The organism is Streptomyces sp. NPDC050738 (genome assembly GCF_040654175.1).
Classification (GTDB): domain Bacteria; phylum Actinomycetota; class Actinomycetes; order Streptomycetales; family Streptomycetaceae; genus Streptomyces.
Genome location: NZ_JBFAHN010000003.1, coordinates 143,688 through 170,195, shown reverse-complemented (window position 1 = coordinate 170,195; position 26,508 = coordinate 143,688). Strand labels below are relative to the sequence as shown.

Annotated in this window: 23 protein-coding genes; 9 read left to right on the top strand and 14 right to left on the bottom strand. The window is 70.8% G+C overall.

What is annotated here, in order from left to right:
- Positions 1-5: 5 nt before the first annotated feature.
- The 4 genes from AB0H78_RS08820 to AB0H78_RS08805 all read right to left on the bottom strand — a co-directional run bounded on the left by AB0H78_RS08820 (position 6) and on the right by AB0H78_RS08805 (position 5,323).
- Entirely contained in the window at positions 6-1,349 is a 1,344-nt protein-coding gene (locus AB0H78_RS08820) for a hypothetical protein (protein ID WP_363234077.1), read from the bottom strand.
- Positions 1,350-1,580: 231 nt separating this feature from the next.
- Entirely contained in the window at positions 1,581-2,615 is a 1,035-nt protein-coding gene (locus tag AB0H78_RS08815; RefSeq protein WP_363233571.1) for a ketoacyl-ACP synthase III, read from the bottom strand.
- Positions 2,612-4,468, bottom strand: a complete 1,857-nt coding sequence (locus AB0H78_RS08810) for a ThiF family adenylyltransferase (RefSeq protein ID WP_363233570.1) — start codon at positions 4,466-4,468, stop codon at positions 2,612-2,614. Before AB0H78_RS08810 ends, AB0H78_RS08815 begins: the two co-directional genes overlap by 4 nt.
- 144 nt (positions 4,469-4,612) lie before the next feature.
- On the bottom strand, positions 4,613-5,323 hold the full coding sequence (locus AB0H78_RS08805; RefSeq protein WP_363233569.1) for a hypothetical protein: 711 nt from the start codon (positions 5,321-5,323) through the stop codon (positions 4,613-4,615).
- A gap of 91 nt (positions 5,324-5,414) precedes the next feature.
- Here AB0H78_RS08805 and AB0H78_RS08800 point away from each other — a divergent pair, with 91 nt between their 5' ends.
- Complete coding sequence (locus AB0H78_RS08800; protein WP_363233568.1) at positions 5,415-6,848, top strand: PLP-dependent aminotransferase family protein; 1,434 nt, start codon at positions 5,415-5,417, stop codon at positions 6,846-6,848.
- Between the two features lie 33 nt (positions 6,849-6,881).
- Here AB0H78_RS08800 and AB0H78_RS08795 read toward each other — a convergent pair whose 3' ends face one another.
- Entirely contained in the window at positions 6,882-7,325 is a 444-nt protein-coding gene (locus tag AB0H78_RS08795; protein WP_363233567.1) for a MerR family transcriptional regulator, read from the bottom strand.
- Between the two features lie 116 nt (positions 7,326-7,441).
- On the opposite strand from AB0H78_RS08795, the gene AB0H78_RS08790 reads away from it, so the two are divergent.
- Together AB0H78_RS08790 and AB0H78_RS08785 are read left to right on the top strand one after the other, a co-directional pair.
- Positions 7,442-8,269 carry an oxidoreductase gene (locus AB0H78_RS08790; protein ID WP_363233566.1) on the top strand — a complete coding sequence of 276 codons (828 nt, stop codon included), beginning with the start codon at positions 7,442-7,444 and terminating at the stop codon, positions 8,267-8,269.
- A 185-nt stretch (positions 8,270-8,454) separates the two neighbouring features.
- Complete coding sequence (locus tag AB0H78_RS08785) at positions 8,455-9,111, top strand: hypothetical protein (RefSeq protein WP_363233565.1); 657 nt, start codon at positions 8,455-8,457, stop codon at positions 9,109-9,111.
- A gap of 8 nt (positions 9,112-9,119) precedes the next feature.
- Here the strand turns inward: AB0H78_RS08785 and AB0H78_RS08780 are convergent, their stop codons facing one another.
- The 7 genes from AB0H78_RS08780 to AB0H78_RS08750 form a co-directional block, all read right to left on the bottom strand.
- Positions 9,120-10,088 (bottom strand): BadF/BadG/BcrA/BcrD ATPase family protein, encoded by a 969-nt coding sequence (locus AB0H78_RS08780; RefSeq protein ID WP_363233564.1) that lies wholly within the window; start codon positions 10,086-10,088, stop codon positions 9,120-9,122.
- Complete coding sequence (locus AB0H78_RS08775; protein ID WP_363233563.1) at positions 10,079-11,344, bottom strand: 6-phospho-beta-glucosidase; 1,266 nt, start codon at positions 11,342-11,344, stop codon at positions 10,079-10,081. The genes AB0H78_RS08780 and AB0H78_RS08775 overlap by 10 nt, the downstream gene beginning before the upstream one ends.
- Positions 11,345-11,349: 5 nt before the next feature.
- The gene (locus AB0H78_RS08770) at positions 11,350-12,243 is read right to left on the bottom strand and encodes a carbohydrate ABC transporter permease (RefSeq protein WP_363233562.1); all 894 of its coding nucleotides are present in this window, start codon (positions 12,241-12,243) and stop codon (positions 11,350-11,352) included.
- A 1-nt stretch (position 12,244) separates the two neighbouring features.
- The gene (locus tag AB0H78_RS08765) at positions 12,245-13,189 is read right to left on the bottom strand and encodes a sugar ABC transporter permease (protein ID WP_363233561.1); all 945 of its coding nucleotides are present in this window, start codon (positions 13,187-13,189) and stop codon (positions 12,245-12,247) included.
- Between the two features lie 6 nt (positions 13,190-13,195).
- Positions 13,196-14,530: an ABC transporter substrate-binding protein gene (locus tag AB0H78_RS08760; protein ID WP_363233560.1), complete on the bottom strand. Its 1,335-nt coding sequence runs from the start codon at positions 14,528-14,530 to the stop codon at positions 13,196-13,198.
- A 60-nt stretch (positions 14,531-14,590) separates the two neighbouring features.
- A complete protein-coding gene (locus AB0H78_RS08755) occupies positions 14,591-15,754 on the bottom strand; it encodes an ROK family transcriptional regulator (RefSeq protein ID WP_363233559.1) in 1,164 nt (387 codons plus the stop codon).
- 203 nt (positions 15,755-15,957) lie between these two features.
- The gene (locus AB0H78_RS08750; protein WP_363233558.1) at positions 15,958-16,995 is read right to left on the bottom strand and encodes a mechanosensitive ion channel family protein; all 1,038 of its coding nucleotides are present in this window, start codon (positions 16,993-16,995) and stop codon (positions 15,958-15,960) included.
- A 236-nt stretch (positions 16,996-17,231) separates the two neighbouring features.
- Between AB0H78_RS08750 and AB0H78_RS08745 the strand changes: the two genes are divergently transcribed.
- Positions 17,232-17,768: an HNH endonuclease gene (locus AB0H78_RS08745; protein WP_329117371.1), complete on the top strand. Its 537-nt coding sequence runs from the start codon at positions 17,232-17,234 to the stop codon at positions 17,766-17,768.
- A gap of 58 nt (positions 17,769-17,826) precedes the next feature.
- Here AB0H78_RS08745 and AB0H78_RS08740 read toward each other — a convergent pair whose 3' ends face one another.
- Positions 17,827-20,763 carry a beta-N-acetylglucosaminidase domain-containing protein gene (locus AB0H78_RS08740; RefSeq protein WP_363233557.1) on the bottom strand — a complete coding sequence of 979 codons (2,937 nt, stop codon included), beginning with the start codon at positions 20,761-20,763 and terminating at the stop codon, positions 17,827-17,829.
- 244 nt (positions 20,764-21,007) lie between these two features.
- On the opposite strand from AB0H78_RS08740, the gene AB0H78_RS08735 reads away from it, so the two are divergent.
- The 3 genes from AB0H78_RS08735 to AB0H78_RS08725 are packed head-to-tail and all read left to right on the top strand — an operon-like array spanning position 21,008 to position 23,559.
- Positions 21,008-21,259, top strand: a complete 252-nt coding sequence (locus tag AB0H78_RS08735; RefSeq protein ID WP_363233556.1) for a hypothetical protein — start codon at positions 21,008-21,010, stop codon at positions 21,257-21,259.
- Positions 21,260-23,311 (top strand): 4-alpha-glucanotransferase, encoded by a 2,052-nt coding sequence (malQ, locus tag AB0H78_RS08730; protein WP_363233555.1) that lies wholly within the window; start codon positions 21,260-21,262, stop codon positions 23,309-23,311.
- A gap of 20 nt (positions 23,312-23,331) precedes the next feature.
- Complete coding sequence (locus AB0H78_RS08725; RefSeq protein ID WP_363233554.1) at positions 23,332-23,559, top strand: hypothetical protein; 228 nt, start codon at positions 23,332-23,334, stop codon at positions 23,557-23,559.
- An 81-nt stretch (positions 23,560-23,640) separates the two neighbouring features.
- Here the strand turns inward: AB0H78_RS08725 and AB0H78_RS08720 are convergent, their stop codons facing one another.
- Positions 23,641-24,138 (bottom strand): MarR family transcriptional regulator, encoded by a 498-nt coding sequence (locus tag AB0H78_RS08720; protein ID WP_363233553.1) that lies wholly within the window; start codon positions 24,136-24,138, stop codon positions 23,641-23,643.
- Between the two features lie 113 nt (positions 24,139-24,251).
- On the opposite strand from AB0H78_RS08720, the gene AB0H78_RS08715 reads away from it, so the two are divergent.
- Both AB0H78_RS08715 and AB0H78_RS08710 read left to right on the top strand, forming a co-directional pair.
- On the top strand, positions 24,252-25,532 hold the full coding sequence (locus AB0H78_RS08715) for an MFS transporter (protein WP_363233552.1): 1,281 nt from the start codon (positions 24,252-24,254) through the stop codon (positions 25,530-25,532).
- A 25-nt stretch (positions 25,533-25,557) separates the two neighbouring features.
- Positions 25,558-26,481: an EamA family transporter gene (locus AB0H78_RS08710; protein ID WP_363233551.1), complete on the top strand. Its 924-nt coding sequence runs from the start codon at positions 25,558-25,560 to the stop codon at positions 26,479-26,481.
- Positions 26,482-26,508: the final 27 nt, after the last annotated feature.

Here is a 26,508-nt window from a genome sequence, read left to right as displayed (position 1 = left end):
CCTCCTCACCTGTACTCCGAAAGCCGGCGGCTGATCCCGACGGCCGCACCCGCGGCCCCGAGAACGGCCAGCACCGCAGCGCCGATGGGAAGCCCGGTCAGCGCGTCGCGCCCGTCCTGGGCGGCGGTGGTGAACTGCTGCTGCTCGTGGTCGATCGCCTTCTGGATGGCGGCATCCACCTGGTCGAAGCACGCCCCGGTCGAGTTCTTCGGATCCTTCAGCCCGATGACGGCTTCCAGCGCTCCGTTGTAGTCGCCGTTGTCGTCGGTCTTGCGGGCGTCGGTGTGCCGCCCCTTCCAGATGACGGCGCTGTCGGTGGCGAGCTTCACCGGGGCGAAGCCCGTCGAGTCGTCCTTGGCGAGCCCCTTCGCCTGGGTGAGACCGGCGAGCAGCGACTTCATCTCGCCGCCGAAATCGGCCTCGTACTGATCCTGCTTGCCGTCCTTGGTGAGCACGGCCCCGCGGGCCACGAGTGTGAGGTTCTCGTTGGCGCGCGCCTTGAGCGAGTTGATGCGGGCGTCGTTGAGCACCTTCAACGACTCCTGCCCGTGGGTCCGGGAGGTGGAGAGATCGGACCGGGCGACGGCATGCCCGACGACGAGCCACAGCAGTACGACGACGGAAGCTGCGGAAGCGGCGACGAGCCCGTGGTTGAACACGCGGTTGGTACGGCGGTAGTTACGCCGCTGTGCGTAGAAGAGTCCGCCCAGCGCGAGGAGCCCGACCGCTATCGCGAAGTAGGGCCAGACCTCGGCCGAGTCATAGTCCTCGTACAGTCGGCCGGTCTCGGCGTCGTACAGCTTCTCTGCCGCGGGCAGCAGCTGGGTGGTCATCTGCTGGTTGGCGTACCGCAGATAGGCGCCGCCGAGGGGGAGCCCCTGCCGGTTGTTGGCGCGGGCGCGCTCGATGAGCCCGGTGTACCGGGGGAGCCACTCGTTCAACTGGGCGATCTGCTGACCGGAATCACTGGAGCTGTCGGTGTTGGCGGCGGCCTTCACGAGCAGCCGGGACGCGGTGGCGATGTCCTTGTCGTACCGGGCGTGCACATCGGCGGGCTCGATCGCCCCCGCCAGGAACCCGCTTGCGGCGGCGGTGTCCGCATCGGCCAGCGACCGGTAGATGTTGGCGGCGTCGGCGCTCAGCGGCTGACTGCGGCTGACCACGTCGTCGGCGGCGGCGGACCGGTCGGAGATCTCGAACGCGGCCACGGCCCCGAAGGCCACGACCAGCACGGCGATCACGGCCCCGATGATCCGCAGCCGCCCGGGCTCGGTGACAGCGGCGGCACGCAGCTGGTCCACCGACTCTGACCAGGCGCTGCGCCGCGGCGCGGGCGCCGGTGCGGGCACGGGTGCGCTGGACTGCACCGGCGCGGGTGCTTCTGCGCCCGTGGTCGGCGGGTGTGCCACGTTGACCTCCCCCTGGGTCGTGGACGGTTGCTCCGGCGAGCAGTATGGCCGCAGGTGCTGACATGCACACCAGGATTGACTGGATCTTGATCAACCTGGTGCCCTCAGCCCCCGCTGCCTCCCCACCATGAATACGCCGCAGGGATCAATTCGGTTCCCGTTCGGCCCCTTTCAGCCGTGCCGCAGGCACAGAGTGCCCCACTGGAAGCCGGCTCCGATGGCGGAGAGGACGTAGGTGTCGCCGGGCTTCAGCTCGCCGTGGGTGAGGGCGTGGTGGAGGGCGGTGAAGGTGCCTGCGGCCCCGGTGTTCCCGATGCGGTCCAGGGTGATGGGGGCGCGGTCCAGCGGGACGCCGAGCTGGTTCATGGTCGCGGTGAGGATGTTGAGGTTGGCCTGGTGCAGGAAGAAGTGCTGGATCTGGTCGGGTGAGAGTCCGGCGTGGCGTGCGGCGTTGGTGATGCTCTGGGGAATGCGGGCGGTCGCCGTGTTCCAGACGGCCCGGCCGTCCATGGCCAGGTGGTGCTTCCCGGCTGACGCGGTGGCGTCGCTGGTGGGGAGCCGGGAGCCGCCGGCGGGGATCTGGACGCCGTAGTCGAGATGGGAACCCAGGTCGAAGGAGAGCAGCCCCGAGCCGTGGGTGCCGGTACGGGTGAGGACGGCCGCCGCGGCCGCGTCGCCGAAGAAGACCCCGGTGGTGCGGTCCGCGGGGTCCGTGACGCGGGAGGCGCAGTCCGCGGCCACGACGAGGATGTGGGTGAACGCGGGGTTCTGCAGCAGGTGGGCGGCGAGGAGTACGGCCTGGATGCCGTTGGCGCAGGCGGCCTGGGTGATGTCCAGGGTCAGCGCGCGTGAGGCACCGAGGGCGTCCTTCACGATCAGCGCGGTCGACGGCAGCGGCTGGTCCCAGGTGTACGTCGCGACGATGATCGCGTCCAGGTCCGCCGGGGTGAGACCGGCCGCGGCCAGGGCGGGGCGGGCGGCGTCCGAGGCCATGTCGGAGGTGGCCAGTTCGGGAGCGAGGCGGCGGCGCTCACGGATGCCGGTGCGGTCGACGATCCACTCGTCGGTGGTGTCCAGAAGCCGGGTGAGGTCCTGGTTGGTGACGACCGCCGGAGGAAGGTGGACGCCGGTTCCGGTCACGGCGAAGGGCACGGGCAGACCGGTGCCCTGGAGGCTTGCCACGGGGAGGTCCTGCGTCAGGGTCATGCGACCGTGCTCCGCTCTGCGCTGATCAGGGTGTCGAAGTCGGTGTAGTAGCGCCCCGACGGGCATTCCGAACCGAGCAGGATGCGGCGGGCGGCGTGCGCGGTGAGCGCACCGCCCAGGGCCACTCCGGAGGCGAGCTGGGGCCAGCTGCTCAGCGTGGCGCCGATCTGGGGGATGGCGGCGGCCAGTTCAGGGCTGATCCGGTCGCGGTCGACCATGGTCAGGATGGCGTCGACCTTCTGCGCGAAGGTGAGATGCCGCAGGTCCTCGGAGGTGGTCTCGCCGAGGAGCCCGTGCAGCAGCGGCCGTTCGGGTTCCAGGTCGAAGCGCTCCACGTCGAGGAGGCCCCGGTCGTTGGCGTCCATGACCACCGGGATGCCGAGCGCGCGCGCCCGTTCCCTGGCGGCGAACTTCACGTACGGGGCATCGCACTCCTCGACCAGGAGGTCGATGGCGCCGCTGCGATCGCTGCCGCTGCCGCCGCGGAAGAAGTCCTCCATCGTCTCGTCGGTCAGTCCCGCCGGGAAGATCTCGATGTCCAGGTACGGGTCGATCTCCAGCATCTGCCGGGCCGCGATGACCGACTTGTTCAGCCCCAGCTCATGGGCCCCGGCCCGCAGCCGGTTCAGGTTGGACAGGCTCAGCTCGTCGAAGTCGGCGAGCCGGTAGGCGCCCCCGATCCCCTCCATGGCGAAGGTGAGCGCCGCGCTGCTGCCCACGGACAGGCCGATGATGCCGATGCGACGGGTGAAGAGATCACGCTGCTCGCGGCGGTCGATCCGGCCGCGGTTGCGGTCGGTGCGTACCAGCCGGAACTCCTCGCGGGGCAGTACGTGGACCAGTCGCCGGGCCCACGGGTACCAGGCCCAGGCGCCGTACTCCCAGGTCGCGCGGCCCGCGAGCTGCTCGTCCAGGGCCGTACGCAGCTCGTCCGGTGCGAAGCGGCGCTCCGGCTGCCGGCTGGTGACCAGCTCCGTCAGCTGGGTGTCGATGGTGTCGCACACCTCGGCGACCTGTCCCGACCCCAGCAGGGCGGCCAGTGCGCTGTAACCGCCGTCGTCCGCAGGCTGGTACAGCACCGGCTGCCACACGCCTTCGTCCGCCGCACGATGGGCGGCGAGGGCCGCGGGCGGGTGCGCGTGGTGCGGGCGACGGGCCGAGAGCCGGACCTGCCGAGGTGGGGTGATGATGCTGGGGAAGGTGCCCTGGAGCTCGTCGACCAGGGCGGTGTACTGACCGGCGCCGTCCCTGGCCTGGTAGAGGAGCACCACCACGTCCTCGGTGTACTGCTCGACGTACCGGCGGGTCCCGTCCACCGGACGGAAACCGAACCGGTGGTGGAAACGATCCTGCCCGTCCGCCGTACCCGAGGTGCCGATCATCGCCTTCGCACCCAGATACTGTGCGGCGCCGATCGCCATCGCGTTCAGATACACGCCCAGGCCGAGCTTGCGGGCGTGGTGCTCCACCACCAGGCGGCTGTGCTCGAAGACTTCCCCGGGACCGAAGCCGTGCTCCCTGAGCACCTCGCCGTAACGTTCCGCCCCCAGATAGCTGAGCGACTGAAACGTTTCCCCGCTCTGTGGGGTGGACAGCCGTACGTAACCGACCGGCGGCCCCTCCGGCTCCCGGCGGGCGACGAAGTGCCACGCCCCGTAGTCCAGGTCCTGGTCGTCGACGTGCGCACCCGCCGAGTCCCGGAACGCCGGACGTCGGCCGTGATCGAAGAGGATGCGGGCCCGCAGCTCACGGATCGACTGGACCAGCTCTCTCTCCGCGTCCTCACGTGCCTTCGTCTGAAACGCGGTGACCAGCCAAGGCCCGTGGTGGACGGGCGGATTCTTCGATTCCACAGCTGTTTCGCTGCCTTCTCTGAACAGGCGCAGGCGCCCGGATGACCAAGGAGCGTGCCCCGCTCCGAAGTCGAAACGATCACGAAGGTGAACAAACACGGTGATCGAAGAAATATGACCGCATATCGAGGTGAGTGTCTCGGCTCATCGCGGGTCGGTTGCGCTCCGGTACGCGAACCAGGGCAGGAAGAGCTGGGTGACCGGGCCGATCGCCAGGGCGTACAGCACCGTGCCCGCACCCACGCTTCCGCCCAGCAGCCAGCCAGCCACCAGCACGGTGATCTCGATCGCCGTGCGGATCGCGCGAATCGAGCGGCCCGTCGCCGCCGACGTGCCCGTCATCAGGCCGTCCCTGGGACCCGGGCCGAAGCGGGCGCCCACATAGACCGCGATCGAGAGGCCGTTGAGCGCGATGCCCGCGAGGAGCAGGGCCAGCCGGGACGGGAGGGACCGGCCGTCCGGGATCAGGGCCAGGCCCAGGTCCGATGCGACCGCCAGGACCAGGATGTTGGCCACCGTGCCGAACTTCGGGCGCTGGCGCAGCGGGATCCACAGGAGCAGTACGGCGATGCCCACCAGCGCCGTGATCGTGCCGAAGCTCAGTGATGTGCGCTGCATCAGGCCCTCGTTCAGGACCGTCCACGGGCTCAGGCCCAGCGAGGAGCGGATCATCAGCGCCAGGCTGAATCCGTACAGCGCCAGGCCCGCGAAGAGCTGGGGCAGGCGCCTCAGGGGGCTTTCCGTGAGGCCGACGTACGTCAGCGGGGGGAGCGGGCGGGGAGTGCGCCGGGGCCGGTCGCTTTCGTGGGTGCGCTGCCGGTCGCGCTCGAAGCGGTCCGTGATCGTCTGGTTCATGTGCTGCCGTCTCTTGGGTGGAGCAGGGCCAATGAGCGGCAGTCTGTAAAGTCATTGGCCCGGACTGCATGGCCAATTCTCGGAGAGTGGTATGGATCGGACCCTGGGCAGTCGACAGCTCGCCGCGATGCTCCCCGACCCCGCCGACGCCCGCCCCGCCTACCGCCACCTCGCCCAGGCCGCCAGCGCTCTCGTCCTCGACGGCCGCATCGCCCTGCACGTCCGCCTCCCCGCCGAGCGCGAGCTCGCCGCCGCGCTCCGCACCAGCCGGACCACCGTCACCGCCATGTACGACCTGCTCCGCGAGAGCGGGTACGCACACAGCCGGCAAGGGGCCGGCACCTGGACGACCCTCCCCGAGGGCCGCACCCACCGCGGGATCACGCGCCTCCTCGGGCCGCTCGACACCGCCATCGACCTCGCCCGAGCTGCCCCCGGCCTCCCCGAGCAGGCCCTCACCGACGCCCTCGCCCAGGTCGGCCCCCAGCTCGCCGAACATGCGCACACCCCCGGCTACCACCCCTACGGCCTGCCCGAACTCCGCGCCGCCGTCGCCGAGCGCTTCACCCGGCGCGGGCTCGCCACCGTCCCCGAGCAGATCCTCGTCACCTCGGGCGCCCAGCACGCGCTCTCGCTGGTCCTCGGGCTGCTCGGGCGGCCCGGCGACCGCATCATGGCCGAGAACCCGTCGTACGCGAACGCCCTGGACGCCATGCGCCGCGCCCGGCTGCGTACCGTCTCCGTCCCTGTCACCGACGAGGGCTGGGACATCGAGATCGTCGAGTCGACCCTGCGCCAGACCGTGCCCCAACTTGCCTATCTCATCCCGGACTTCCACAACCCGACCGGGTGCCTGATGGGCGAGGAGGACCGCGGACGCGTCCTGCGCGGCGCCCAGCGCTCCGGGACCTGGCTGATCGTCGACGAGACCCTCGCCGAACTCGCCCTCGACGTCCCCGCACCGCTGCCTCTCGCGTCGTACGGCCCGTCCGGGCAGGTCATCACCCTCGGCTCGATGAGCAAGACCCACTGGGGCGGTCTGCGCATCGGCTGGCTGCGCGCCCCCGCGAAGCTCGTCACCGAGCTGGCCGGACAGCGCGTCGCCACCGACATGGGCGGCTCGGTCATCGACCAACTCCTCGCGCTGGAACTGCTGGAGCGCGCCGACCACCTGCTCCCCGCCCGCCTGGAACAGGCCCGTCTGCAGCGCGCCGCGCTGTCCGACGCCCTCGCCGAACACATCCCGCAGTGGACCTGGCGGTCACCGCCCGGCGGGCTCTCGCTCTGGGTCGACCTGGGCGAGCCTGTGGGCTCGGCGTTCGCCGAGATGGCGCTGGAGCACGGTGTACGCATCGAGGGCGGCGCCTATTTCGCCACCGACCCCGGCCTCTTCGAGCAGCGGCTCCGTATCCCGTACACCACGGACCCCGACACCTTGCGCGAGGCGGTACGCCGCATGGCCGCCGCCCTCGCCCAGGGGTTGTCGCCCGCCTCCGCGGACCGGCGTCCGCACTGGGTCGCCTGAGCGGGCCCCGCCGGGCAGGACGGCCGCTCGGCTTCAGGCCCCGTCCCGCTCCTGGCCGGTGTCCGCGCGGGCGGTGTCCTGGTGGGACGGGTTCCAGAGCTGGTCGGCCTCGCCCCGGGCGAGGTGGTCCTCGTAGATCCGCACCTTGAACCGGATCACTTCCAAGGCCTCGTTCAGCTCGCGGAGTTGGGCCTCCACGTGGCGTGCGTGCTCGCGCAGCAGCTCGAGCCGCTCGTGTTCATTGCCCGAGCCCTGGCGGGCCAGCTCGACGTACTGGCGGATCGTGGCCAGTGACATGCCGGAGGAGCGCAGCTTCGTGCAGATCGCCAGCCACTCCAGATCCTCCGGGTGATAGATCCGGCGGCCGTTGGACAGGCGGCGCACGGGATTGGCGAAGAGGCCCTCGCGCTCGTAGAACCGCAGTGCGTGCACGCTCAGCCCGCTGCGTTCCGCCACCTCGCCGATGCTCAGGTCCATCAGTGGCCGCCCCCTGTCGTCCAGCCCTTGATCTAGACCCGACTCTAGCTTCTAGCGTTCAGCTGTCGGCCCGTCCACCCGTCGGGCCATGGGAATGCTGGGACTTGGGGGAGAGCATGAGCGTTTGGTTTGTCACCGGTGCATCGCGTGGACTCGGCGCGGAGATCACCCGTCAGGTGCTGGACCGGGGGCACAGCGTCATCGCCACGGCCAGGGACGCGGCAGCGGTGCTCGACGCGTATCCCGACCAGCCGGAGGGGCTGCTGGCGGTGAGCGCGGACGTGACCCGGCAGGAGGAGCTGGAGGGTGCGGTGCAGGCCGGGATCGCGGCGTTCGGGCGGATCGACGTGGTGGTCGGCAACGCCGGTTACGGGCTGGTGGGCGCGGTCGAGGAGGTCTCCGACAAGGCTGCCAGGGACCTGTTCGACGTGAATGTCTTCGGCGTGCTCAACACCTTGCGGGCCACCCTGCCGACGCTGCGTGCCCAGCGGTCCGGGCACGTCCTGAACATCAGCTCGGTCGGCGGCTTCGCCACCGCGCCGGGTGTGGGGCTGTACGGGGCGACGAAGTTCGCCGTCGAGGGAATCTCCGAGGCGCTGCACGGGGAGTTGGCGCCGCTCGGCGTGCACGTGACGATCGTGGAGCCGGGGGGCTTTCGCACCGACTTCCTCAATGCCGCCAGCCTGCACGTCGAACCCGCCTCCATCGAGGACTACACCGCCGGCGCGGGACCGGTGCGCGAGGCGATGGGCCGGAACGATGGCCTGCAGCCGGGAGATCCGGTGAAGGGGGTCAAGGCCATCGTCGACATCACCGAGGCCGCGGAACCGCCGCTGCGGCTGCAGTTGGGCGCGGACGCGGTCGAGCGCGTCGAGGCCAAGCTCGATCTCGTACGGCGTGAACTCGGGGAATGGAGGCACGTGGCGCTCTCCACCGGCATCTGACCTCATACGGGTCGAACGGCCGTCGCGACCGCACGGGGTCGTCTGACTGAGGGACGAGAGGTGCGGAAGGAGCGGAGGAGGCCGCTGATGCGACCGTAAAAGTCGCGTCAATTCGGTGCGGTCCGCGCTCACATGGGACCCGCCCTCGTGCGAGGCTGTCCCCACTTCTCGGTGGTGGGGGCCTCATGAGCAGTCGGTACGTACAGAAGATGCTGAGCCAAATGGCGAGCGGGGAGCCGGTTCGGGTCGTCAGCGGCATGGGGTCCGTGGACAAGGTCACTCAACTCGCGGCCGTTGCGCAGCAGTTCGGGTACGAGTACGCGAACGCCTGGCAGGGAGGCGGGGCCCAGGGACAGGGGTACACGATCCTGATCGTGCCCGACCCCAGCCCGCAGGCCCGGGAGCGTGCCGCGCGGGACCGGGCGCGGTACCCGGACGCCGCGGACGGGGGCGCACTCCCGCCCCTCGCGCCCGAGGCCGTCGAACTGCTCGAGGCCCGGATCACTTTGGACCTCACCGCCGGGCTCACCGAGAAGCAGAAGCTGATCATCGCCGGTGTCGGTGGCACCGTGCTGGCCGCGTGCGTCGCCCTCCAGCTTGGTCCGGACGCGGAATCCTTCATCATCGGCGGCGTCGCCTGGACCCTGATGATGGGCCTCATTCCCTTCGGGGTCAGGTACAGCCGACGCTCCACGAGCAGGTACACGGCCCTGCTGGAGGCCGCCGGGTTCACCCTGGCGGCCGACCGGACAGGCAGGCTGCGCCATGTGCCGCCGGGTGGGCAACTTCCCGGCCACGGCAACCCGTTTGCCGGAGAGCCGCCCACCTCGCCTCGGCGTTAGAGACGGCGTTACGCGTACGCCGCCCTCAGCCGCGCATGCGCCGCCGCCGAAGCCCCCACATGGTCGAGGCCCAGTTGGGCCGCCCCCATCACCGGGGCCTCCGTCACCACCCGGATCGTCGCCTTCGGCGCCCGCGCGGCCATCAACTCCGCTATCCGGTCGTCCAGTTGCGGGTGGCGTGCCGCCAGTACGCTGCCGCCCAGCAGCACCGGCGCCGCCTCGTCGAGGAGGTCCAGGCGCGTCAGCGCCACCGTCGCCATGGCGACCACCTCCTCCGCGAGGCGGTCAACCAGGGACCTGGCTGTCGCATCGCCCGCCGCCGCCGTCGCGAACAGCACCGGCGTCAGCTCGTGCTGGCGTTCGGGCGCGATGTGGCCCAGGTGCAGCGCCTCGATCAGTGCGTACATCGTCGGCAGTCCGAAGTGGCCGGGGAGCGTGCGGGCGAGAGCCGTCGGCCCGCCCCGCCCGTCCTCCGCCCGTGCCGCGCACCACAGCGCCTCCTCCGACAGGCCGCCGCCCCCGCCCCAGTCGCCGGAGATCCGGCCGATCGCGGGGAAGCGGGCCGTGCGGCCGTCCGGGGTCATGCCGACGCAGTTGATGCCGGCGCCGCAGACGACCGCGACGCCCCGCGGCTCCTCGATGCCCGCGCGCAGGATCGCGAAGGTGTCGTTGCGCACCTCCACCGTCGCACCCCAGCCGCGTGCGAGCAGCGCGGCCGCCAACTCCCGCTCCTCGACCGGGAGATCGGCGTTGGCGAGACAGGCGGAGACATGGGAGGCGTACGGCGGAGCGGCCGCGGCGACCGCCTTCTCCACCGCCTGCGCCACCACGTCCACCGCGGCCTCGACTCCCACGGAAGCGGGCTGGAACCCGCCGCCCCGCCCCGTCCCCAGGACGGTTCCGTCCGTGGCGATCAGCGCCACGTCCGTCTTGCTGTTGCCGGCATCGATCGCCAGCACACTTGCCGTCACGCCCACGCGAGGTGCTCCCGGTTGTGCGCGACGAGCCGGTCCGTGAGGTCGTCGGCCAGCGCGTACTGGCCGATCAGCGGGTGGGAGAGCAGCGCCTTGAAGACGCGGTCGCGGCCGCCGCGCAGTGCGGCGTCCAGCGCCAGGTCCTCGTAGGCGGTGACGTTGGCGATGAGGCCGGAGTAGAGCGGGTCGAGCGCCGGGACCGCGAGCGGTGTGGCACCCGTCCCGTCGACGGTCGCCTGGACCTCGATCACCGCGTCGTCGGGGAGGAAGGGCAGCGTGCCGTTGTTGTACGTGTTGACCACCTGGTACCTCGAACCTCCCCCGACCAGCAGCGAAGACGCCAGGTCGACGGCCGCCTCCGAGTAGAAGGCGCCGCCGCGCTGGGCGAGCAGCTCCGGCTTCTCGTCCAGCGTCGGGTCGCCGTACATCTTCAGCAACTGCCGCTCCATCTCCGCCACTTCGGCGGCACGCGACGGCTTGGTGCCCAGCTCCCGTACGACCTCGTCGTGTGCGTAGAAGTAGCGCAGGTAGTACGAGGGGACCACGCCGAGGCGGTCCACGACCGACCGCGGCAGGTGCAGGTCGTGGGAGATCGCGTCGCCGTGCTCGGCGAGCAGCTGGGGCAGGACGTCCTTGCCCTCGGGGCCGCCGAGCCGTGCGCCCAGCTCCCAGGTGAGGTGGTTGAGGCCGACATGGTCGAGGAAGACCTCGGAGGGCGCCACGTCCAGCTGCGCCGCGAACTTCCGCTGGAAGCCGATCGCGACGTTGCACAGGCCGACCGCCTTGTGGCCGGCCTGCAGCAGCGCACGCGTCACGATCCCCACCGGGTTGGTGAAGTCGATGATCCAGGCATTGGGGTTGGAGCGGCGTACGCGCTCGGCGATGTCCAGGACCACAGGGACGGTACGCAGCGCCTTCGCCAGGCCTCCCGCTCCCGTCGTCTCCTGGCCGACGCAGCCGCACTCCAGCGGCCACGTCTCGTCCTGGAGGCGCGCCGCCTGCCCGCCGACCCGCAACTGGAGCAGCACCGCGTCGGCGTCCGCGACACCCGCGTCCAGGTCGGACGTGGTGGTGATGGTGCCCGGGTGGCCCTGCTTGGCGAAGATGCGGCGGGCGAGCCCGCCGACGAGGTCCAGCCGGTCGGCGGCCGGGTCGACGAGGACCAGTTCACTGATCGGCAGCGTGTCCCGCAACCGGGCGAAGCCGTCGATGAGTTCGGGGGTGTAGGTGGACCCGCCCCCCACTACTGCGAGCTTCATGTCAATCAGCCCTTTACTCCGGTCAGTGTGACGCCCTCGACGAAAGCCTTCTGTGCGAAGAAGAAGACGAGGATCACGGGGGCCATGACCAGTACGGTCGCGGCCATGGTCAGATTCCAGTCGGTGTGGTGTGCGCTCTTGAAGGACTCGAGGCCGTAACTCAGCGTCCAGGCCCCCGGGTTCTCCGAGGTGTAGATCTGCGGGCCGAAGTAGTCGTTCCAGGCGTAGAAGAACTGGAAGAGCGCGACGGCGGCGATGCCCGGCTTGGCCATGGGCACGATGACCCTGATGAGCGTACGGAATTCACTGCACCCGTCGACCTTGGCCGCATCGAGGTATTCGTTGGGGATCGTCAGCAGGAACTGCCGCAGCAGGAAGATGGAGAACGCGTCGCCGAAGGCCATCGGGATGATCAGCGGCCAGAGCGTCCCGCTCAGATCGAGCTGCTTCGCCCAGAACAGGTACATCGGGATGATGATGACCTGCGGCGGCAGCATCATCATCGAGATGACGAGCATCATCGACAGATTGCGGCCGCGGAAGCGGAACTTGGCGAGGGCGTACGCCACGGGGAGCGACGACGCGACGGTGAGCACGGTGCCGAGGACCGCGTAGAGGAGGGTGTTCCGCCACCAGCTCAGGAAGCCCGGAGTGTCCAGCACCTGGCGGTAGTTGGACCACTCCCAGTGGGTGGGGACCAGGTCGCGTGTCAGGGTCTGCTGGTCGCTCATCAGCGAGGTCAGGACCACGAACACGAAGGGGAGCACGAAGAAGAGTGCCGCGGCGACGCCGAGCGCGTGCACGGCGATCCACTCCAGGGCCGCCTTGCGGCGGGCCACCCGGGCGGCAGGGTTGTCCGCCCGCTCGGTGACACGCGGGGTGTCGAGTACTTGCGTCAACTCACTCACCAGCCTGGATCAGTCCGCCGCGACGCCGCATCAGCAGTGCGGTGAAGACCATGGCGAGGGCGAACAGCACGAGGGCGACCACACAGGACGCGCCGTAGTTGAAGGTCTGGAAGCCGAGGTTGTAGACCAGCTGCGGCAGCGTCAGCGTCGACTTGTCGGGGTAGCCCGGCTCGAACTGCTGGCCCGAGCCGCCGATGGTGCCGGACGCGACTTTCCCCGCCACGAGCGGCTGGGTGTAGTACTGCATCGTCTGGATGATCCCGGTGACGACCGCGAACATCACGATCGGCGAGATGTTCGGCAGGGTGACGAAGCGGAACCGCTGCAGCGCCGACGCGCCGTCCAGTGAGGCGGCCTCGTACTGCTCACGAGGTACGTCGAGGAGTGCCGCCATGAAGATGACCATCAGGTCGCCGATGCCCCACACCGCGAGCAGGGTGAGCGCGGGCTTCGACCAGGTGGGGTCGGTGAACCAGCCGGGGGCCGAGATCCCGACCTTCTCCAGGATTGAATTGACCGGGCCCGTACCGGGGTTGAGGAGGAAGACGAAGGACATCGTCGCCGCGACCGGCGGGGCCAGGTAGGGCAGATAGAAGAAGGTGCGGAAGAACCCCGTGCCCGTCTTGATCTTGGTGATCAGCAGCCCGATCCCCAGACCGAAGACGACCCGGCAGGTGACCATCACCACGACCAGCCACAGCGTGTTGCGCAGGGCCGGCCAGAAGAGCGGGTAGTCGTTGAAGACGTAGTCCCAGTTCTTGAGGCCGCTGAAGGTCGGGGCGCCGATGCCGTTGTACTGCGTGAAGGAGAAGTAGACCGTGGAGATCAGCGGGTAGGCGAAGAAGACACCGAAGCCGATCAGCCAGGGAGACATGAAGGCCAGCGTCCGGAGCGCCGAACGGCGGCGCTTCGAACGGAGCGTGTAAGTGGCGCTCATTTCAGGCTACTTCGCCTGCTCGATGGCCTTGTCGATCTCCGTGGCGGTCTGCTGCAGACCGGCCTGGAGGTCCTTCTGCTTGCCCTTCTCGAAGGCGAAGCCGAGGTTCTGGATCGACACCAGGTACGCGCCGCCGTTGGGGGACGCGGGGGTGGTGGTGCTGTGGGCGTTCTGCGCGATGTCCAGGAAGGTCTTGAAGCGCGGGTCGTACTTCAGCTTCGGCGACTTGAGCGCCTCGAAGGTGGAGGGCACGTTGTGGATCGCGTTGGCGAAGTTCACGACCGCGTCCGTGTTGGTGGTCATGAACTTGACCAGCTCCCACGCGGCGTTCTGCTTCGTGGAGGTGGCGGGGATGCCGACGATGGTTCCGGTGACGTACCCCTTGCCGTACTGGTCGGCCTGGTCGTCGGGGACGGGCAGCGGGGCCACACCGACCTCGAACTTCACCTTGGCGTCCTGGGTCATGCCGAGCCGCCACTCGCCGTCCAGCTGCATGGCCACCTGGCCGGTCTGGAAGGGGTGCTTGGCGCCCCACTCGTCACCGAAGCCGGACCGGAACTTCTCCAGCTTGGAGAAGCCGCCGAGCTCGTCGACCAGCTTCTTCTGCTCGGTGAACCCCTTGACGAGAGCGGGGTCCTTGGCGATGTTCGACTTGCCGCTCGCGTCGAAGTAGGTCGGGGACCACTGGCCGAAGTAGTGCTCGGTCGTCGACTCGTAGCCGTGGTAGGTCGGCATGAAGCCGAGCTGCTCGAAGCTGTCGCCCTTGGTCTTCGTGAGCGTCTTGGCGTCGGCGAGGAACTGCGACCAGGTCTTCGGCGCTTCCTTGATGCCGGCCGCGTCGAAGGCCGTCTTGTTGTAGTACAGCCCGTACGCGTCACCGAGCAGCGGCAGCGTGCACTGATTGCCCTGGTACTGGGTGTACTCGTTCATGGTCTTCGGGAAGGTCTTCGCCGGGTCGATCTTGTCCTTCTTGAGGAAGGGGTTCAGATCGATGAAGGACTTGGAGGAGCAGAACTGGCCGACGTTGTTGGTGCTGAAGGAGGACACCACGTCGGGGGCCTTCGAACCGCCCGCGCGCACCGCCTGGTTGATCTTGTCGTCGTTGAGGCCGCCGACGACCTTCACATGGATGTTGGGGTGCGCCTTCTCGAAGGCGGCGACGTTCGCCTGGATCGCCTTGACCTCGCCCGGGGCGTTCCAGCCGTGCCAGAAGGTGATGGTGGTGTCCTTCGACGCGTCGTCGGTGGCACCGGCGTCGTTCGACCCCGTACAGGCGGAGGCGAGCAGGGATATGGCGGCGGCCGTGACTCCGGCTGCGGCCAGGCGGCGGTTTCTGGGCATGACAGGGTCTCCCTCTGGCGGTTCTGGGGCTGTACGGGGGCGGTGCGGGGGTCTGTGGGCCTAGCGGGTCGAGGTGTCGAAGACCTCGTCGCGGGTGGTGGCGAGCGCGCTCTCCAGCGCGCCGCGCAGAACGGGATGCTGTTGTACGTCGCCGAGCACGAGCCGGGGCCTGGAGGCGGCGAGCTCACCGAGCTCGCTCTCCACCAGATCGCGCAACTCCTCGCCCCCGGCGGTGATCACCTCACCGGACAGCACGACGAGCTGGGGGTCGAGCACGGAGACGATCGAGGCGAGCCCGGTGGCGAGCCCGGTCGCGTACGTCTGCAGGAGCTGCCGGTAGGGGCCGGACTCCGTCCGCACCGCGCGCTCCACGAGGGCCGCGGCCACCTCGGGGTACTCGCCGCTCCCGATGTCGTCGATCCCCAACTCCCGTGCGAGGCGCACCAGTACGTGGGAGCCGGCCAGCTCCTGGAACCCGCCGGCGTTGGACTTGGTCACCTGTCGCATCAGGGGCGCACCGGGTACGGGCATGAACCCGACCTCTCCCGCGCCCCCGGTGAAGCCGCGGTGCAGCCGGCCACCGAGGACGACGGCGGCGCCGACGCCCTCCTCGTTCCAGAGGAGGACGAAGTCCTCGTGGCCCTGGGCGGCTCCGAGGCGCTGCTCGGCGATGGCGACGAGGTTCACGTCGTTCTCGTACTCCACCGGCATGGGCAGCGCGGCGGCCAGCTCGTCGAGCAGCGTGGGCGTGTGCCATCCGGGCAGGTGGGAGGCGTAGCGCAGGCGCCCGGTGCTGGGGTCGAAGGCGCCGGGGGTGCCGATGACCACGCGCCGTACGTCGCCCCGGGAGAGCCCCGCGGCCTTGACCGCCCCGTCGAGCGCGTCGACGACCTGGCGCACGGCGCTGACATTGCGCCGCCCTGGTGTCTCCAGCTTGAAGGTGCCGACCGTGCGCCCGGTGACGTCGGCGACGGCGGCCCTGATCCGCTGGGGGTTCACATCGAGCCCGGCGGCGTAAGCTGCACGCGAATTCACTGCGTACAACTGGGCGTTGGGCCCGGGACGGCCCTCGCTGGTCCCGGTCGCGACGACGAGCCCGGCGGCTTCGAGCCGGGCGAGCAGCTGCGACGCGGTCGGCTTGGAGAGCCCGGTGAGCTTGCCGATCCGGGTCCGCGACAGCGGGCCGTGCTCAAGGAGCAGGTCCAGCGCGGCGCGGTCGTTCATGGCCCGCAGTACACGCGGTGTACCCGGGATCGTTCCTCCGGCCACCTGCCCCACCCACCCCTCGGGCACTGTTAGGAAACTTTCCTATTCAGTGAGAGGAACGTAGGCCGCACGTCAGCCGCACGTCAATGCCCCGTACCCCACAGGCAACCAAAGCGTTACCTACGGAGATACGGGGCACGGTGCGCGCCGTCGGGAGCGGCCTACTTCGAGATGGTGGGCGGCGGGATCGGGTTCGTCGCGAGGGACTGGGGGGACGTCGGGTTCGCGAGCGCCGAAGGGGCCGCCATCGCGGCTGCCGAGTCCACCGGGGGCTCCTCGGTGTCGACCTGGACCGGGCCGCCGACCACGCGGATGCCCGCGTCGTCCAGGGCGCGCTTCAGGCGCCAGCGCAGTTCGCGCTCCACGCCCAGCGCCTTGCCGGGCATCGTCTTGGCCGAGACCCGGATGATCATCGAGTCCAGCAGGACCGAGTCGAGGCCGAGTACCTCCACCGGACCCCACAGGCGCTCGTTCCACGGCTCCGCCTTGGCGAGCTCCTCGGCGACCTGGCCGATCACCTCGCGCAGCCGGTCGAGGTCTTCTGTGGGCTTGACCTGTACGTCGACGGCCGCCGTGGCCCAGCCCTGGCTGAGGTTGCCGATGCGCTTGATCTCGCCGTTGCGTACGTACCAGATCTCGCCGTTGTCACCGCGCAGCTTCGTCACGCGCAGGCCGACCTCTATCACCTCGCCGGAGGCGACCCCGGCGTCGATCGAGTCCCCGACCCCGTACTGGTCCTCCATGATCATGAAGACTCCGGAGAGGAAGTCCGTGACCAGATTGCGGGCGCCGAAACCGATCGCCACACCCGCGACACCAGCCGAGGCGAGCAGCGGGGCCAGATTGATCTGGAGCGTGGAGAGCATCATCAGAGCCGCTGTGCCGAGGATCACGAAGGACGCGACCGAACGGAGCACCGAGCCGATCGCCTCTGAGCGCTGGCGGCGGCGTTCCGCGTTGACCAGCAGACCGCCGAGGGCCGTGCCCTCCACCGCCGTCGCGTGGCGGTTCATCCGGTCTATGAGCTTGGTCAGGGAGCGGCGGATGACGGTGCGCAGGACCATGGCGATGACCAGGATCAGGATGATGCGCAGGCCGACCGAGAGCCAGGTGGACCAGTTCTGCTCGACCCAGCCGGCGGCGTTGTTCGCCGTCGTCTGGGCCTGATCGAGGGTGGCGGCCGTTCGGGGCTCACTCACGGCTGAAACCTCCGTATGTGCGGGCAGACCCTCCACCCTAACGGGGGACAGACACAGGCTTGTTGTCGTGCGTGGGGGAGAGACGCCCCTCACCTGGGGATAACCCTGCTGTGGTCTAAAACACCTCGAGCCCGTTACCTGGTGATGGTGGCGCTTCGACCAGGCATGAGGAGAGACTGAAGCCAGATCGTCCCGGCGCGAGCCACGCGCCGCCGGCGTACAAGGAGGCATCCACCGTGCCGCACGTCCTGGTCCTCAATGCGTCGTACGAGCCCCTCGGCGTCGTACCGCTCCGCCGCGCGCTCGTCCTCGTCCTCGAGAACAAGGCCATCTGCCTCGAGGAATCCGGCGCCTTCATGCACAGTGCCACCCGCATCGTCCCCGCTCCCAGCGTCGTACGACTCAAGCGGTTCGTGCGGGTCCCCTACCGGGGGCCCGTTCCTCTCACCCGCCGTGCGCTCTTCGCCCGCGACGGCGGACGCTGCGCCTACTGCGGTGGCGTCGCAACCAGCGTCGACCATGTCATTCCGCGCAGCCGCGGCGGACAGCACCGCTGGGACAACGTGGTGGCGGCCTGCCGCCGCTGCAACCACGTCAAGGCCGACCGGCACCTGCTGGAACTGGGCTGGAGACTGCGTCATCAGCCCGAACCGCCGAGCGGGCTCGCGTGGCGCATCATCGGGACCGGGCACCGGGATCCGCGCTGGTTGCCCTACCTGCAACCATTCGGCGCGGACGACGCCCTGGCCCGGATCGACGGCATCTCAGCCTGAGGATCCGGGCTTTTGCTGTGGTGGTGCCGGGTTTCCCCCGCTCATGGGTACAGGGGGGTCACCCGGCCACCGCGTAGGCCTGCACCGAGAAGAGCGAGTAGCCGAAGCGCGTCGCCCTGCGGTCGCCCTGGACGCGGACGAAGCGGGTGTCCTTCGCGTCCATACGGACCGACTCCGTGCCGCCCCTGCCGTCCCTGATCGTGGCCGCCGTACGCCAGGTGCGGCCGTCCGCCGAGACCTGGACGCGGTAGGCGCTCGCGTACGCGTCCTGCCAGCGCAGCACCACCTGCCCCAGGCGTACGGGCTTGCCCAGGTCCGTCTGCCACCACGCGCCGTCCTCGGCGGGCGAGGACCAGCGGGTCTTCGGGTCGCCGTCGGAAGCTGCCGCAGCCGGGAAGTCCGGGGTCTCGTCCCCTGAGGAGGACGCGGTCGCGCTCGCGGCGCGGGCCAGATCGGGGCCCCCGGTGCGCGGATAGGCCCGCACGGTGAGGGTGCGCTCCTCGCCGTCGAAGGTGACCGGGACGCGGTATGCGCCGGCCGGGGTCTTCGGGTCGACCGTGACGTCGAAGGGGACGGTCGTACGGGCGCCGCGCGGGACCGTCGCCTGCTCCGGGACCTCGACACGGATGCCCTTGGGCGCCTTGGCGCTCAGCGCGCCGCGCACATCGGCGGGGCGTTCGGCGGTGAGCCTGGCCTGCACCCGCTGGGGGCCGCCGCCGATCTCGGCGTCGGCCTCGTCCCGTACGAGGGCGAAAGCGGCCTGCGGCCCTTCCGCGAACCACGGCGTCAGATGGCGTACGGACGGAGCCTCCTGACCTGCCGCCCACGTGACGCGGACCGCGTCGGCCCCCAGCCCCCTGGCCGCCGTCTGGGTCCAGCCCGCGGGGGAGAGGGCGCCGATCCTGCGCCAGCCCTGCCCGGGAACGTGTGCCTCGACCGAGGCGTTCTCATGGGTACGGGGGACGACCGAAGCGGTGACCGCATCGAGGGGGTGCACGCGGTCGAAGGCGACCGTGTAGGACGTCGCGTCGTGGGTGACGGTGCCCGCCGTGCGGTCCGCGCCCGTCCAGGCATCGGAGGCCGCGGCGGCCCGGTCGATGAACGGCCCGAGCACGCCCTTGCCGACGGTGACCGTGCTGTTCCTGGCTGCCCTCCGCAGCGGCTCCAGCGCGAGCTGCGCCTTCCAGGCCGCGGCCCCGTCCCCGTGCGCCTGCGCCTGCAGTATGTCGACGGCGAGTTCGCCCGCCCGCCCGTACCGCGCCAACTGATCGATCCAGGGCCCCACTTCGCCCTTGAGCGCCCCGCCCGCCGTGTCCTTGAGCCGCTTCGGCGCCTCGCTCATGACGGTGAAGGCGGCGCGCAGGTCCCGTGCGGCCTTGTCCTGCGCCGCCCGGTCGGTCGTCGTACGCGAAGCCCAGAAGGCGGCGATCAGCGGCTTCAGATAGGCGGACTCGCTCCCGCCCAGGACGGAGGAGGAGTCGTTCGCGGAGAGCGCCGTGAGGGCTTCGCGGCTCTTCGCGGAGCCGCCCGCGAGGTCCTCGACGGCCGCCTTCCACGACTCCTGCGGGTCGTAGGCCTTGGGGTTCCAGGCGTAGTCGGCGGCCGTGAAGAGCGGGATGCGGGAGGCCGACGGCTGCTGCATGGCGTTGGCGAGGAGGGCGGACGAGCCGCCGGCGACGGCGGCGTCACGGCCGGTGTAGGGGCCGAGGAAGATCCGGCCTGGCGCGTAGTCGTTGACCGGGTAGTTGTCCATGGTGACCAGCGGATGCTTGAACGCGGCGCGCGCACCGGCCAGTTCGGATCCGGTGATCGTCCTCGGCACGACGCCGACACCGGTCCACGCCACCTGCACGCCGGGGTCCAACTGCTCGGCCAGCGCGCGCCGGTAGTCCGTCGTGCCGTCCTGGAAGTATTCGGTCGGCATCAGCGACAGCGGGTCGGCGCCGGGGTGAGAGGCGGCGAGGTGCCGGGCGAGGGCGCCCGCGACGCGCGCCTGCGCCTTCGCGGCGGCCTCGGGACCCGAGCCGAAGGTGTCGGAGTCCGCCGCACAGTGCCACTCGCTGTAGCTGACGTCCTGGAACTGCAGCTGGAAGGAGCGCACGCCCAGCGCCCACATCGCGTCGACCTTGCGCTTGAGCGCCTTCAGGTCGTCGTCCGAGGACATGCACATGGCCTGCGCGGGCGCGACGGCCCAGCCGAGCGTCACGTGGTTGCGGGCGGCGCGCTCGGCCAGGGCGCGGAAGTCCGCGCGCTGGGCGGCGGGGTAGGGGTCGCGCCAGCCGGCCTGGCGGTAGGGGTCGTCGCCCGGCGCGTAGAGGTAGCGGTTCTGTTTCGTACGGCCCATGAAGTCGATCTGGGCCAGGCGCTGTTCGCGGGTCCACGGCTGTCCGTAGAAACCCTCGGTCATGCCGCGTACGGCCGTCCCCGGCCAGTCGCGCACGGCCACGCCCGGGACCTCGCCGCCCCTGATCAGCTGGCGCAGTGTCTGGACGGCGTGGAAGAGCCCGTCCGGGCCGACGCCGTCGAGGGCGACGGTGTCGCGCCCTGCGGCCTGCCCGGAGGCGATGCGGTAGCCGCCGGAGGGCAGATCGGCGCGGTCGGGGGCGCGCAGCGCGCGCAGGCCGTCCTCGGCGCCGGCCCCGCCGAGGAGCACGAGCGGGCCGTGGCCGGGGAGCCGGGTGGACACGGTCCGTACGCCCGCCTGCGCCAGGACGTCCCTGAGGGCTTCGACGGCGTACGGATCGGCGTCGGGCGCGGCCTCCAGCGTCACTTCGGAGCCCAGCGCGAAGGACTGCCCCGCGGCCCGCATCGACTGAGGGCGCGGCCACACGGGCGGCAGCGCGCTGTCGGTGCGGTCCTTGGCCGTGGCGGCGCCCGCGTCCGAGCCGGTGTCAGGGTCGTTCGGGGCGGCGACGGCGACGGGTGCGACGCCGAGCAGCCCGCCGAGCATGGCGACCGCGACGGCCGTCGTCCTTCTTCTGCGACCGAGCTGCACTTCTCCCGCCTCTCGCCGTCGCCTCCCGGGTTCCGTGACTGCCGACCCCACCACCGCGGGGCGGGGAGTGTCAACGCAAGTGGCCGGTGTGCCGGAATTGCCCGGCGTGCTGTGACAATCGCACCGTCCGCCGGGGGAACGGAATGTGACCCGGCGCACGTTGTCCCTTTGCACATGGATGCGTCCGCGCCTGCTGGGTAGGGCTGCATGCGTCCTCGTCGTCGACACGTACAGGAGGCCAGTCGTGGCCGCATCAGCTCAGCTTCTGCTGTCCGCACTCTCCAAACAGGTGCCGCAGCCGGTCCAGCCCGCCCTCCCGGACTTCCCCGACCTTCCCGAGTACGCGGATCTGTGCACCACCAGCTCCATGGAGCTGCCGCTGACCAGCGAGCCCGCGTTCTCCGATGTGGCCCCTCTCACCAGCGAACCGCCACTCGCCGATATGACACCCCTCACCAGCGAACCCACCTCGTACGGAACCGCCGCGGGGCTCTGAATGGCCCTGGCCCGGTTAGCGGAGCTGCACGGAGTCGCCACCTCCTACGCGCCGTCCGGTGACGTCACCGTCCAGGTCCCCGACGCCACCGTCGTCGCCGTGCTCGCCGCGCTGGGCGTCGACGCCTCGACCCCCGCCGCGATCCGCGCCGCGCTGGACCGGGCCCAACAGGCCGCGTCCGGGCGCCTGTTGCCGCCGACCGTGGTCGTACGGGGCGCGGCGGAGCCCGAGGCGCTGCGCGGGCTGCCCGAAGGCACCGTGCTGCGCGTCGAGACCGAGCAGGGCGCCACGCTGTCCCGCGCCGCCGGACTCCCGCTCGGCGTGCACCGGTTGCAGGCCCGGGCCCCCGACGGACGCACCGCCACGGCCACCCTGGTCGTCGCCCCCGAGGGTGTACCGCAGCCGCCCGCCCGCAGCCACGGCTTCCTGGTCCAGCTGTACTCCCTGCTCTCCGCGCGCTCCTGGGGCATGGGCGACCTGGGCGATCTGGCCGAACTCGCCGCCTGGTCGGGCCGGGTGCACGCCACCGGATTCGTACAGGTCAATCCGCTGCACGCCGCCGTGCCGGGCGACCCCACCGACCCGTCGCCCTACCGCCCCTCGTCCCGGCGCTTCCCCGATCCCGTACATCTGCGCATCGAGGCGATCGAGGAGTACGCCTACCTGACGGCGGACCTGGCCCCGCTGCTCGAACAGGCCGCCGTCCTGCGCGCATCCGTCCTCGAAGAGGACGCGCTCATCGACCGCGACGCGGTGTGGGCGCTGAAGCGCGAAGCCCTGGAGCTGATCCGCGGCGTGCCTCTGGGACCCGGCCGCCGCGCCGCCTACGCCGACTTCCTCGCCGAGCAGGGACAGCCGCTCGACGACCATGCCACCTGGTGCGCGCTGGCCGAGGTGCACGGCCCCAACTGGCACACCTGGCCCGCCGCCCTGCGCGACCCGCGCTCCGCGCAGACCGCCCGCGCCCGCAGCGAACTCGCCGAGCGCGTCGACTTCCACTCCTGGCTGGCCTGGCTCACCGACACCCAGCTCGCCGCCGCCCAGCAGACCGCCCGCGACGCGGGGATGGGGATCGGCCTGGTCCACGACCTGGCCGTCGGAGTCCATCCGGACGGCTCCGACGCCTGGGCCCAGCAGGATGCCGTCGCCGCAGGCATGTCGGTCGGCGCCCCGCCCGACGCCTTCAACGCCCGCGGCCAGGACTGGGGCCTGCCGCCCTGGCGCCCCGACGTCCTGGCCGCCGGCGGGTACGCCCCGTTCCGCGATCTGCTGCGCGGACTCCTGCGCCACGCGGGAGCCCTGCGCATCGACCACGTCATGGGCCTGTTCCGCCTCTGGTGGATCCCGCAGGGCGGGCCCCCGACCGCCGGCACCTACGTCCGGTACGACGCCGAGGCGATGCTCGCCGTCCTCGCCCTGGAGGCCCACCTGGCGGGCGCCGCCGTCATCGGCGAAGACCTGGGGACGGTGGAACCGGGCGTCCGCGAGACCCTGTCCGAGCGTGGCATCCTCGGCACCTCGGTCCTCTGGTTCGAGCGCGACTGGACGGGCACGGGACGGCCGCTGCCCCCGAAGCAGTGGCGTACGGGCTGCGTGGCCACCGCCACCACCCACGACCTGCCGTCCACCGCCGCCCGCCTCACCGGCGAACATGTCGCCCTGCGCCACCGCCTCGGTCTCCTGACCCGCCCGCTCGCCCAGGAGCAGACCGAGGACAAGGCGGAGGTCGCCGACTGGCTGGCGTACCTCACCCGGCTGCGCATGCTCCCCGAGGGCGCGGGCGACGAGGAGGGCGAGATCCGCGCGGTCTACCGCTTCCTGCTGCGCACCCCGGCCCGGATGATCGGCATCTGGCTCCCCGACGCGGTGGGCGACAGGCGCCCGCAGAACCTGCCCGGCACCTGGGACCAGTACCCCAACTGGCGTCTGCCCGTCGCCGATGCGACGGGCCGCCCCGTCACCCTGGAAGAGCTGGCGACGTCGCCCCGGCTGCACCGGCTCCTGAGCGAGTTCGCACCCCGTACGGCACCCCCGGACGCGCGTCCTTCTTAGGCGTTCGCTACGTTTGGGTCGTGGACAAGAAGAACGCCCTGCGCGCCGGAGCCGTAGCAGCCGGTACGACGCTGATGATGCTGCTCATGTCGTCCCCCGCGCTCGCGCTCACGCGCGACGACGGTGACGACCCGGGTCCCGGCCTGAGTGTGATCGACACGATCGGTCTCTTCGTGGTCGCGCCGATCGCCCTGTTCGTGATCATCGCCGGACTGGTCATGGTGCTCGACAAGTCCAAGAAGGCCTGACGCACCACGCTTTATCCAGCTCCGCCCTGCTTTTCCTGAAGGCGCGGGCGGGCCGCTTCACCACGCGGCCCGCCCGCGCCTTCAGTGTTTCTCCTCCGCCGCGAGCAGCAGCTTCAGCAGCTCCGAGAGCTGCTGCGCCTGATCGTCGTCCAGCCCCGCGCCGAGCACCTCGCGCTGCACTTCGAGGCCGGCCGCCACCGCCTCGTCGATCACCTTCAGGCCCTTGTCGCTGAGGACCACGCGCAGTCCGCGCCGGTCGTGGGGATCGGGTTCGCGGCGCAGCAGCCCGGCCTTCTCCAGCTTGTCGAGCCGGCCCGTCATCCCGCCGGTGGTCAGCATCAGCGTCGCGGAGAGCTGGCGTGGCGAGAGTGTGTAGGGCTCTCCGGAGCGCCGCAGCGTCGACAGCACGTCGAACTCGCCGCGGGAGATGGCGAACCGTCCGTACTCCCGCTCCATCCGGTCGCCCATGGTGCGCGCGATCCGGTAGATGCGGCCGTAGACGGCCATCGGGACGGTCTGGAGATCGGGCCGCACTGCGGCCCACTGCGCGGTGATCGCGTCCACGGGGTCCTTGCTCATGGCATCCAGTGTCGCCCAAGTATCGATCGCTTGCAAGAAAGTAGCTTGACGGTAAGTCGCTTAGCGGTAAGCTACTTCCCATCAAGCAACTTCCGCCACTGGGGGAGCACCCGATGTCTCGAACCACCCGCATACCCGGCGAACGCCGGATGCTTCTCGCCATGGCGGTCGACGCGACCGGCTCCGGCATGTACGTCCCCTTCAGCCTGGTTTTCTTCCACCACGTCACCGGCCTCTCCTTCGCCGCGGTCGGGCTGGTCCTGACCGTCGTCGGCCTGGTCGGGCTCGGCGCGCTGCCGCTCGCGGGCTCGGCGGTCGACCGCTTCGGCGCCCACCGCGTCCAGCTCGTCCTGTACGGGATCCGGGGCGCGGGCTTCCTTCTCTATCCCTTCGCCCACTCGCTCCCCGCCTTCGCCGCCGTCGCCCTGATGACCGCCTTCGGCGACCGGGCCTTCCCCGCCGTACAGCAGTCGCTGATCGGCGAGATCGCCCAGGGCGCCGACGGTGACCGCCTCCAGGCCTCCTCGCGCGCCCTGCGCAACGGCGGCCTCGGCGCGGGCGCCCTGCTCGCCTCGCTGATCGTGGCCCTCGCCGGTGACACCGGCTTCACCGCGGCCGCCTGGCTGAACGCGGTGAGCTTCGCGGCGGCGGCCCTGCTGATGCGCGGCGTACGCGTGATCCGGCGCGCCCCCGCCGGCCCTGCCGCCCGCGCCCAGGCGGGCTACGGCCTGGTCCTGCGCGACCGCCCCTTCCTCGCCCTGACCTTCGCCAACTTCCTGAACGCGCTGGGCTATGCGGCCCTCGCCATCCTCTTCCCGCTCTACATCACCACCTGGCTGCGCGGCCCCGCCGCGATGTCGGGCGCCGCCTTCACGCTCAACACGATCCTGTGCGCGGCGGGCGGTGTGCTGGTGGCCGCGCGGGTACGGAGGCGGGGCGCACGGCGCACCCGGTCGGCGGCGCTGGGCTCGGTGCTCTTCGCTTCGTCCTTCGTGGCTCTGGTGGTCCTCGGCACGCTCCGCCCCGGCTCGGCGTGGGTGATCGGCGCGGCCCTGCTCGTCGTCACGGTCCTCTACACGCTCGGCGAACTGGTCCACAGCCCGGCGGCCGGCGCCCTGTCCGTGGCTGCGGCTCCTGCCGAACTGAGGGGTCGCTACATGGCCGCGTACCAGCTCTCCTGGTCCCTTTCCGCCGCTGTCGCCCCCTCGCTGTTCACCGCACTGCTCGACGTCGACGGCCGGCTGCCCTGGCTGCTGCTGGCGCTGACCTCGCTGGCGGCGGCCGTGCTGCTGCTCCGGCTGGAGCGCGCGCTGCCCAAGGCCGCCGTTCACCCGACGGCCCCCGTGGTCGCGGCGGGCTCCTCCCGCCCGGCCCGGGTCGCGGCAGCCGCGTAACCCCCACTCGGAAAAGGACCCGCTCATGAACCGCGCCGCGACCGTCGCCCTCACCGCCCTCGCCCCCGTCTCCTGGGGCTCCACCTACGCCGTGACGACCCAACTCCTCCCGCCCGACCGGCCGTTGTTCACCGCTCTTGTACGTGCCCTGCCCGCCGGGCTCGCCCTCCTCGCCGTCACCCGCACCCTTCCGCGCGGCGCCTGGTGGTGGAAGTCGGCGGCCCTCGGGGCCCTGAACATCGGCGCCTTCTTCCCGCTCCTCTTCCTCTCCGCCTACCGCCTGCCCGGCGGAATGGCCGCCGTCGTCGGGTCCGTGGGCCCGCTCTTCGTCGCCGCTCTGGCCGCTCTCCTGCTCTCCGAACGCCCCACCACCCGGACCCTGTTGACCGGTGTCGCGGCCGCGCTGGGCGTCAGCCTGGTGGTGCTCAAGTCCGCGGGCGCCTTCGACCTCGTCGGCGTCATGGCCGCCCTCGCCTCCTCTGCCGCGATGTCCGCGGGCACCGTCCTCACCAAGCGCTGGGGCCGTCCCGACGGTGTCGGCCCGCTCGCCCTCACCGGCTGGCAGCTCACCGCGGGCGGGCTGCTCATCGCGCCGGTCGCCTTCCTCGCGGAGGGTGCGCCGCCCGCGCTGGACGGCGGCAACCTCGTCGGGTACGGGTACCTCGCCCTGGTCAACACGGCCGTCGCGTACTGGCTCTGGTTCCGCGGCATCGGCAGACTCACCGCCACCTCCGTCACCTTCCTCGGCCCGCTCTCGCCGCTCACGGCGGCCGTCATCGGATGGGCCGCACTCGGCCAGACGCTGAGCCCGCTGCAGGTCACGGGGATGGCGATCGCTTTCGGGGCGACGCTCTCCGGGCAGCTCGCAGCTCGTAAACCTTTCAGTGAAACTGAAAGGAATGCGCGAAAAGTTTCGATGGACGCGATGCTTTCCGGGCTGCGACGGTAGGGGCATCACCCACCGAGGAGGAATACA

Excerpts from the sequence above, each read along its gene's own strand:
- AB0H78_RS08755 (WP_363233559.1), bottom strand. The coding sequence starts at position 15,754 with ATGAACGACCGCGCCGCGCTGGACCTGCTCCTTGAGCACGGCCCGCTG.
- AB0H78_RS08785 (WP_363233565.1), top strand. The coding sequence starts at position 8,455 with ATGAGCAGTCGGTACGTACAGAAGATGCTGAGCCAAATGGCGAGCGGG.
- AB0H78_RS08790 (WP_363233566.1), top strand. The coding sequence starts at position 7,442 with ATGAGCGTTTGGTTTGTCACCGGTGCATCGCGTGGACTCGGCGCGGAG.
- AB0H78_RS08720 (WP_363233553.1), bottom strand. The coding sequence starts at position 24,138 with ATGAGCAAGGACCCCGTGGACGCGATCACCGCGCAGTGGGCCGCAGTG.
- malQ (WP_363233555.1), top strand. The coding sequence starts at position 21,260 with ATGGCCCTGGCCCGGTTAGCGGAGCTGCACGGAGTCGCCACCTCCTAC.
- AB0H78_RS08800 (WP_363233568.1), top strand. The coding sequence starts at position 5,415 with ATGGATCGGACCCTGGGCAGTCGACAGCTCGCCGCGATGCTCCCCGAC.
- AB0H78_RS08815 (WP_363233571.1), bottom strand. The coding sequence starts at position 2,615 with ATGACCCTGACGCAGGACCTCCCCGTGGCAAGCCTCCAGGGCACCGGT.
- AB0H78_RS08805 (WP_363233569.1), bottom strand. The coding sequence starts at position 5,323 with ATGAACCAGACGATCACGGACCGCTTCGAGCGCGACCGGCAGCGCACC.
- AB0H78_RS08765 (WP_363233561.1), bottom strand. The coding sequence starts at position 13,189 with ATGAGCGCCACTTACACGCTCCGTTCGAAGCGCCGCCGTTCGGCGCTC.
- AB0H78_RS08715 (WP_363233552.1), top strand. The coding sequence starts at position 24,252 with ATGTCTCGAACCACCCGCATACCCGGCGAACGCCGGATGCTTCTCGCC.
- AB0H78_RS08710 (WP_363233551.1), top strand. The coding sequence starts at position 25,558 with ATGAACCGCGCCGCGACCGTCGCCCTCACCGCCCTCGCCCCCGTCTCC.
- AB0H78_RS08760 (WP_363233560.1), bottom strand. The coding sequence starts at position 14,530 with ATGCCCAGAAACCGCCGCCTGGCCGCAGCCGGAGTCACGGCCGCCGCC.
- AB0H78_RS08775 (WP_363233563.1), bottom strand. The coding sequence starts at position 11,344 with ATGAAGCTCGCAGTAGTGGGGGGCGGGTCCACCTACACCCCCGAACTC.
- AB0H78_RS08795 (WP_363233567.1), bottom strand. The coding sequence starts at position 7,325 with ATGGACCTGAGCATCGGCGAGGTGGCGGAACGCAGCGGGCTGAGCGTG.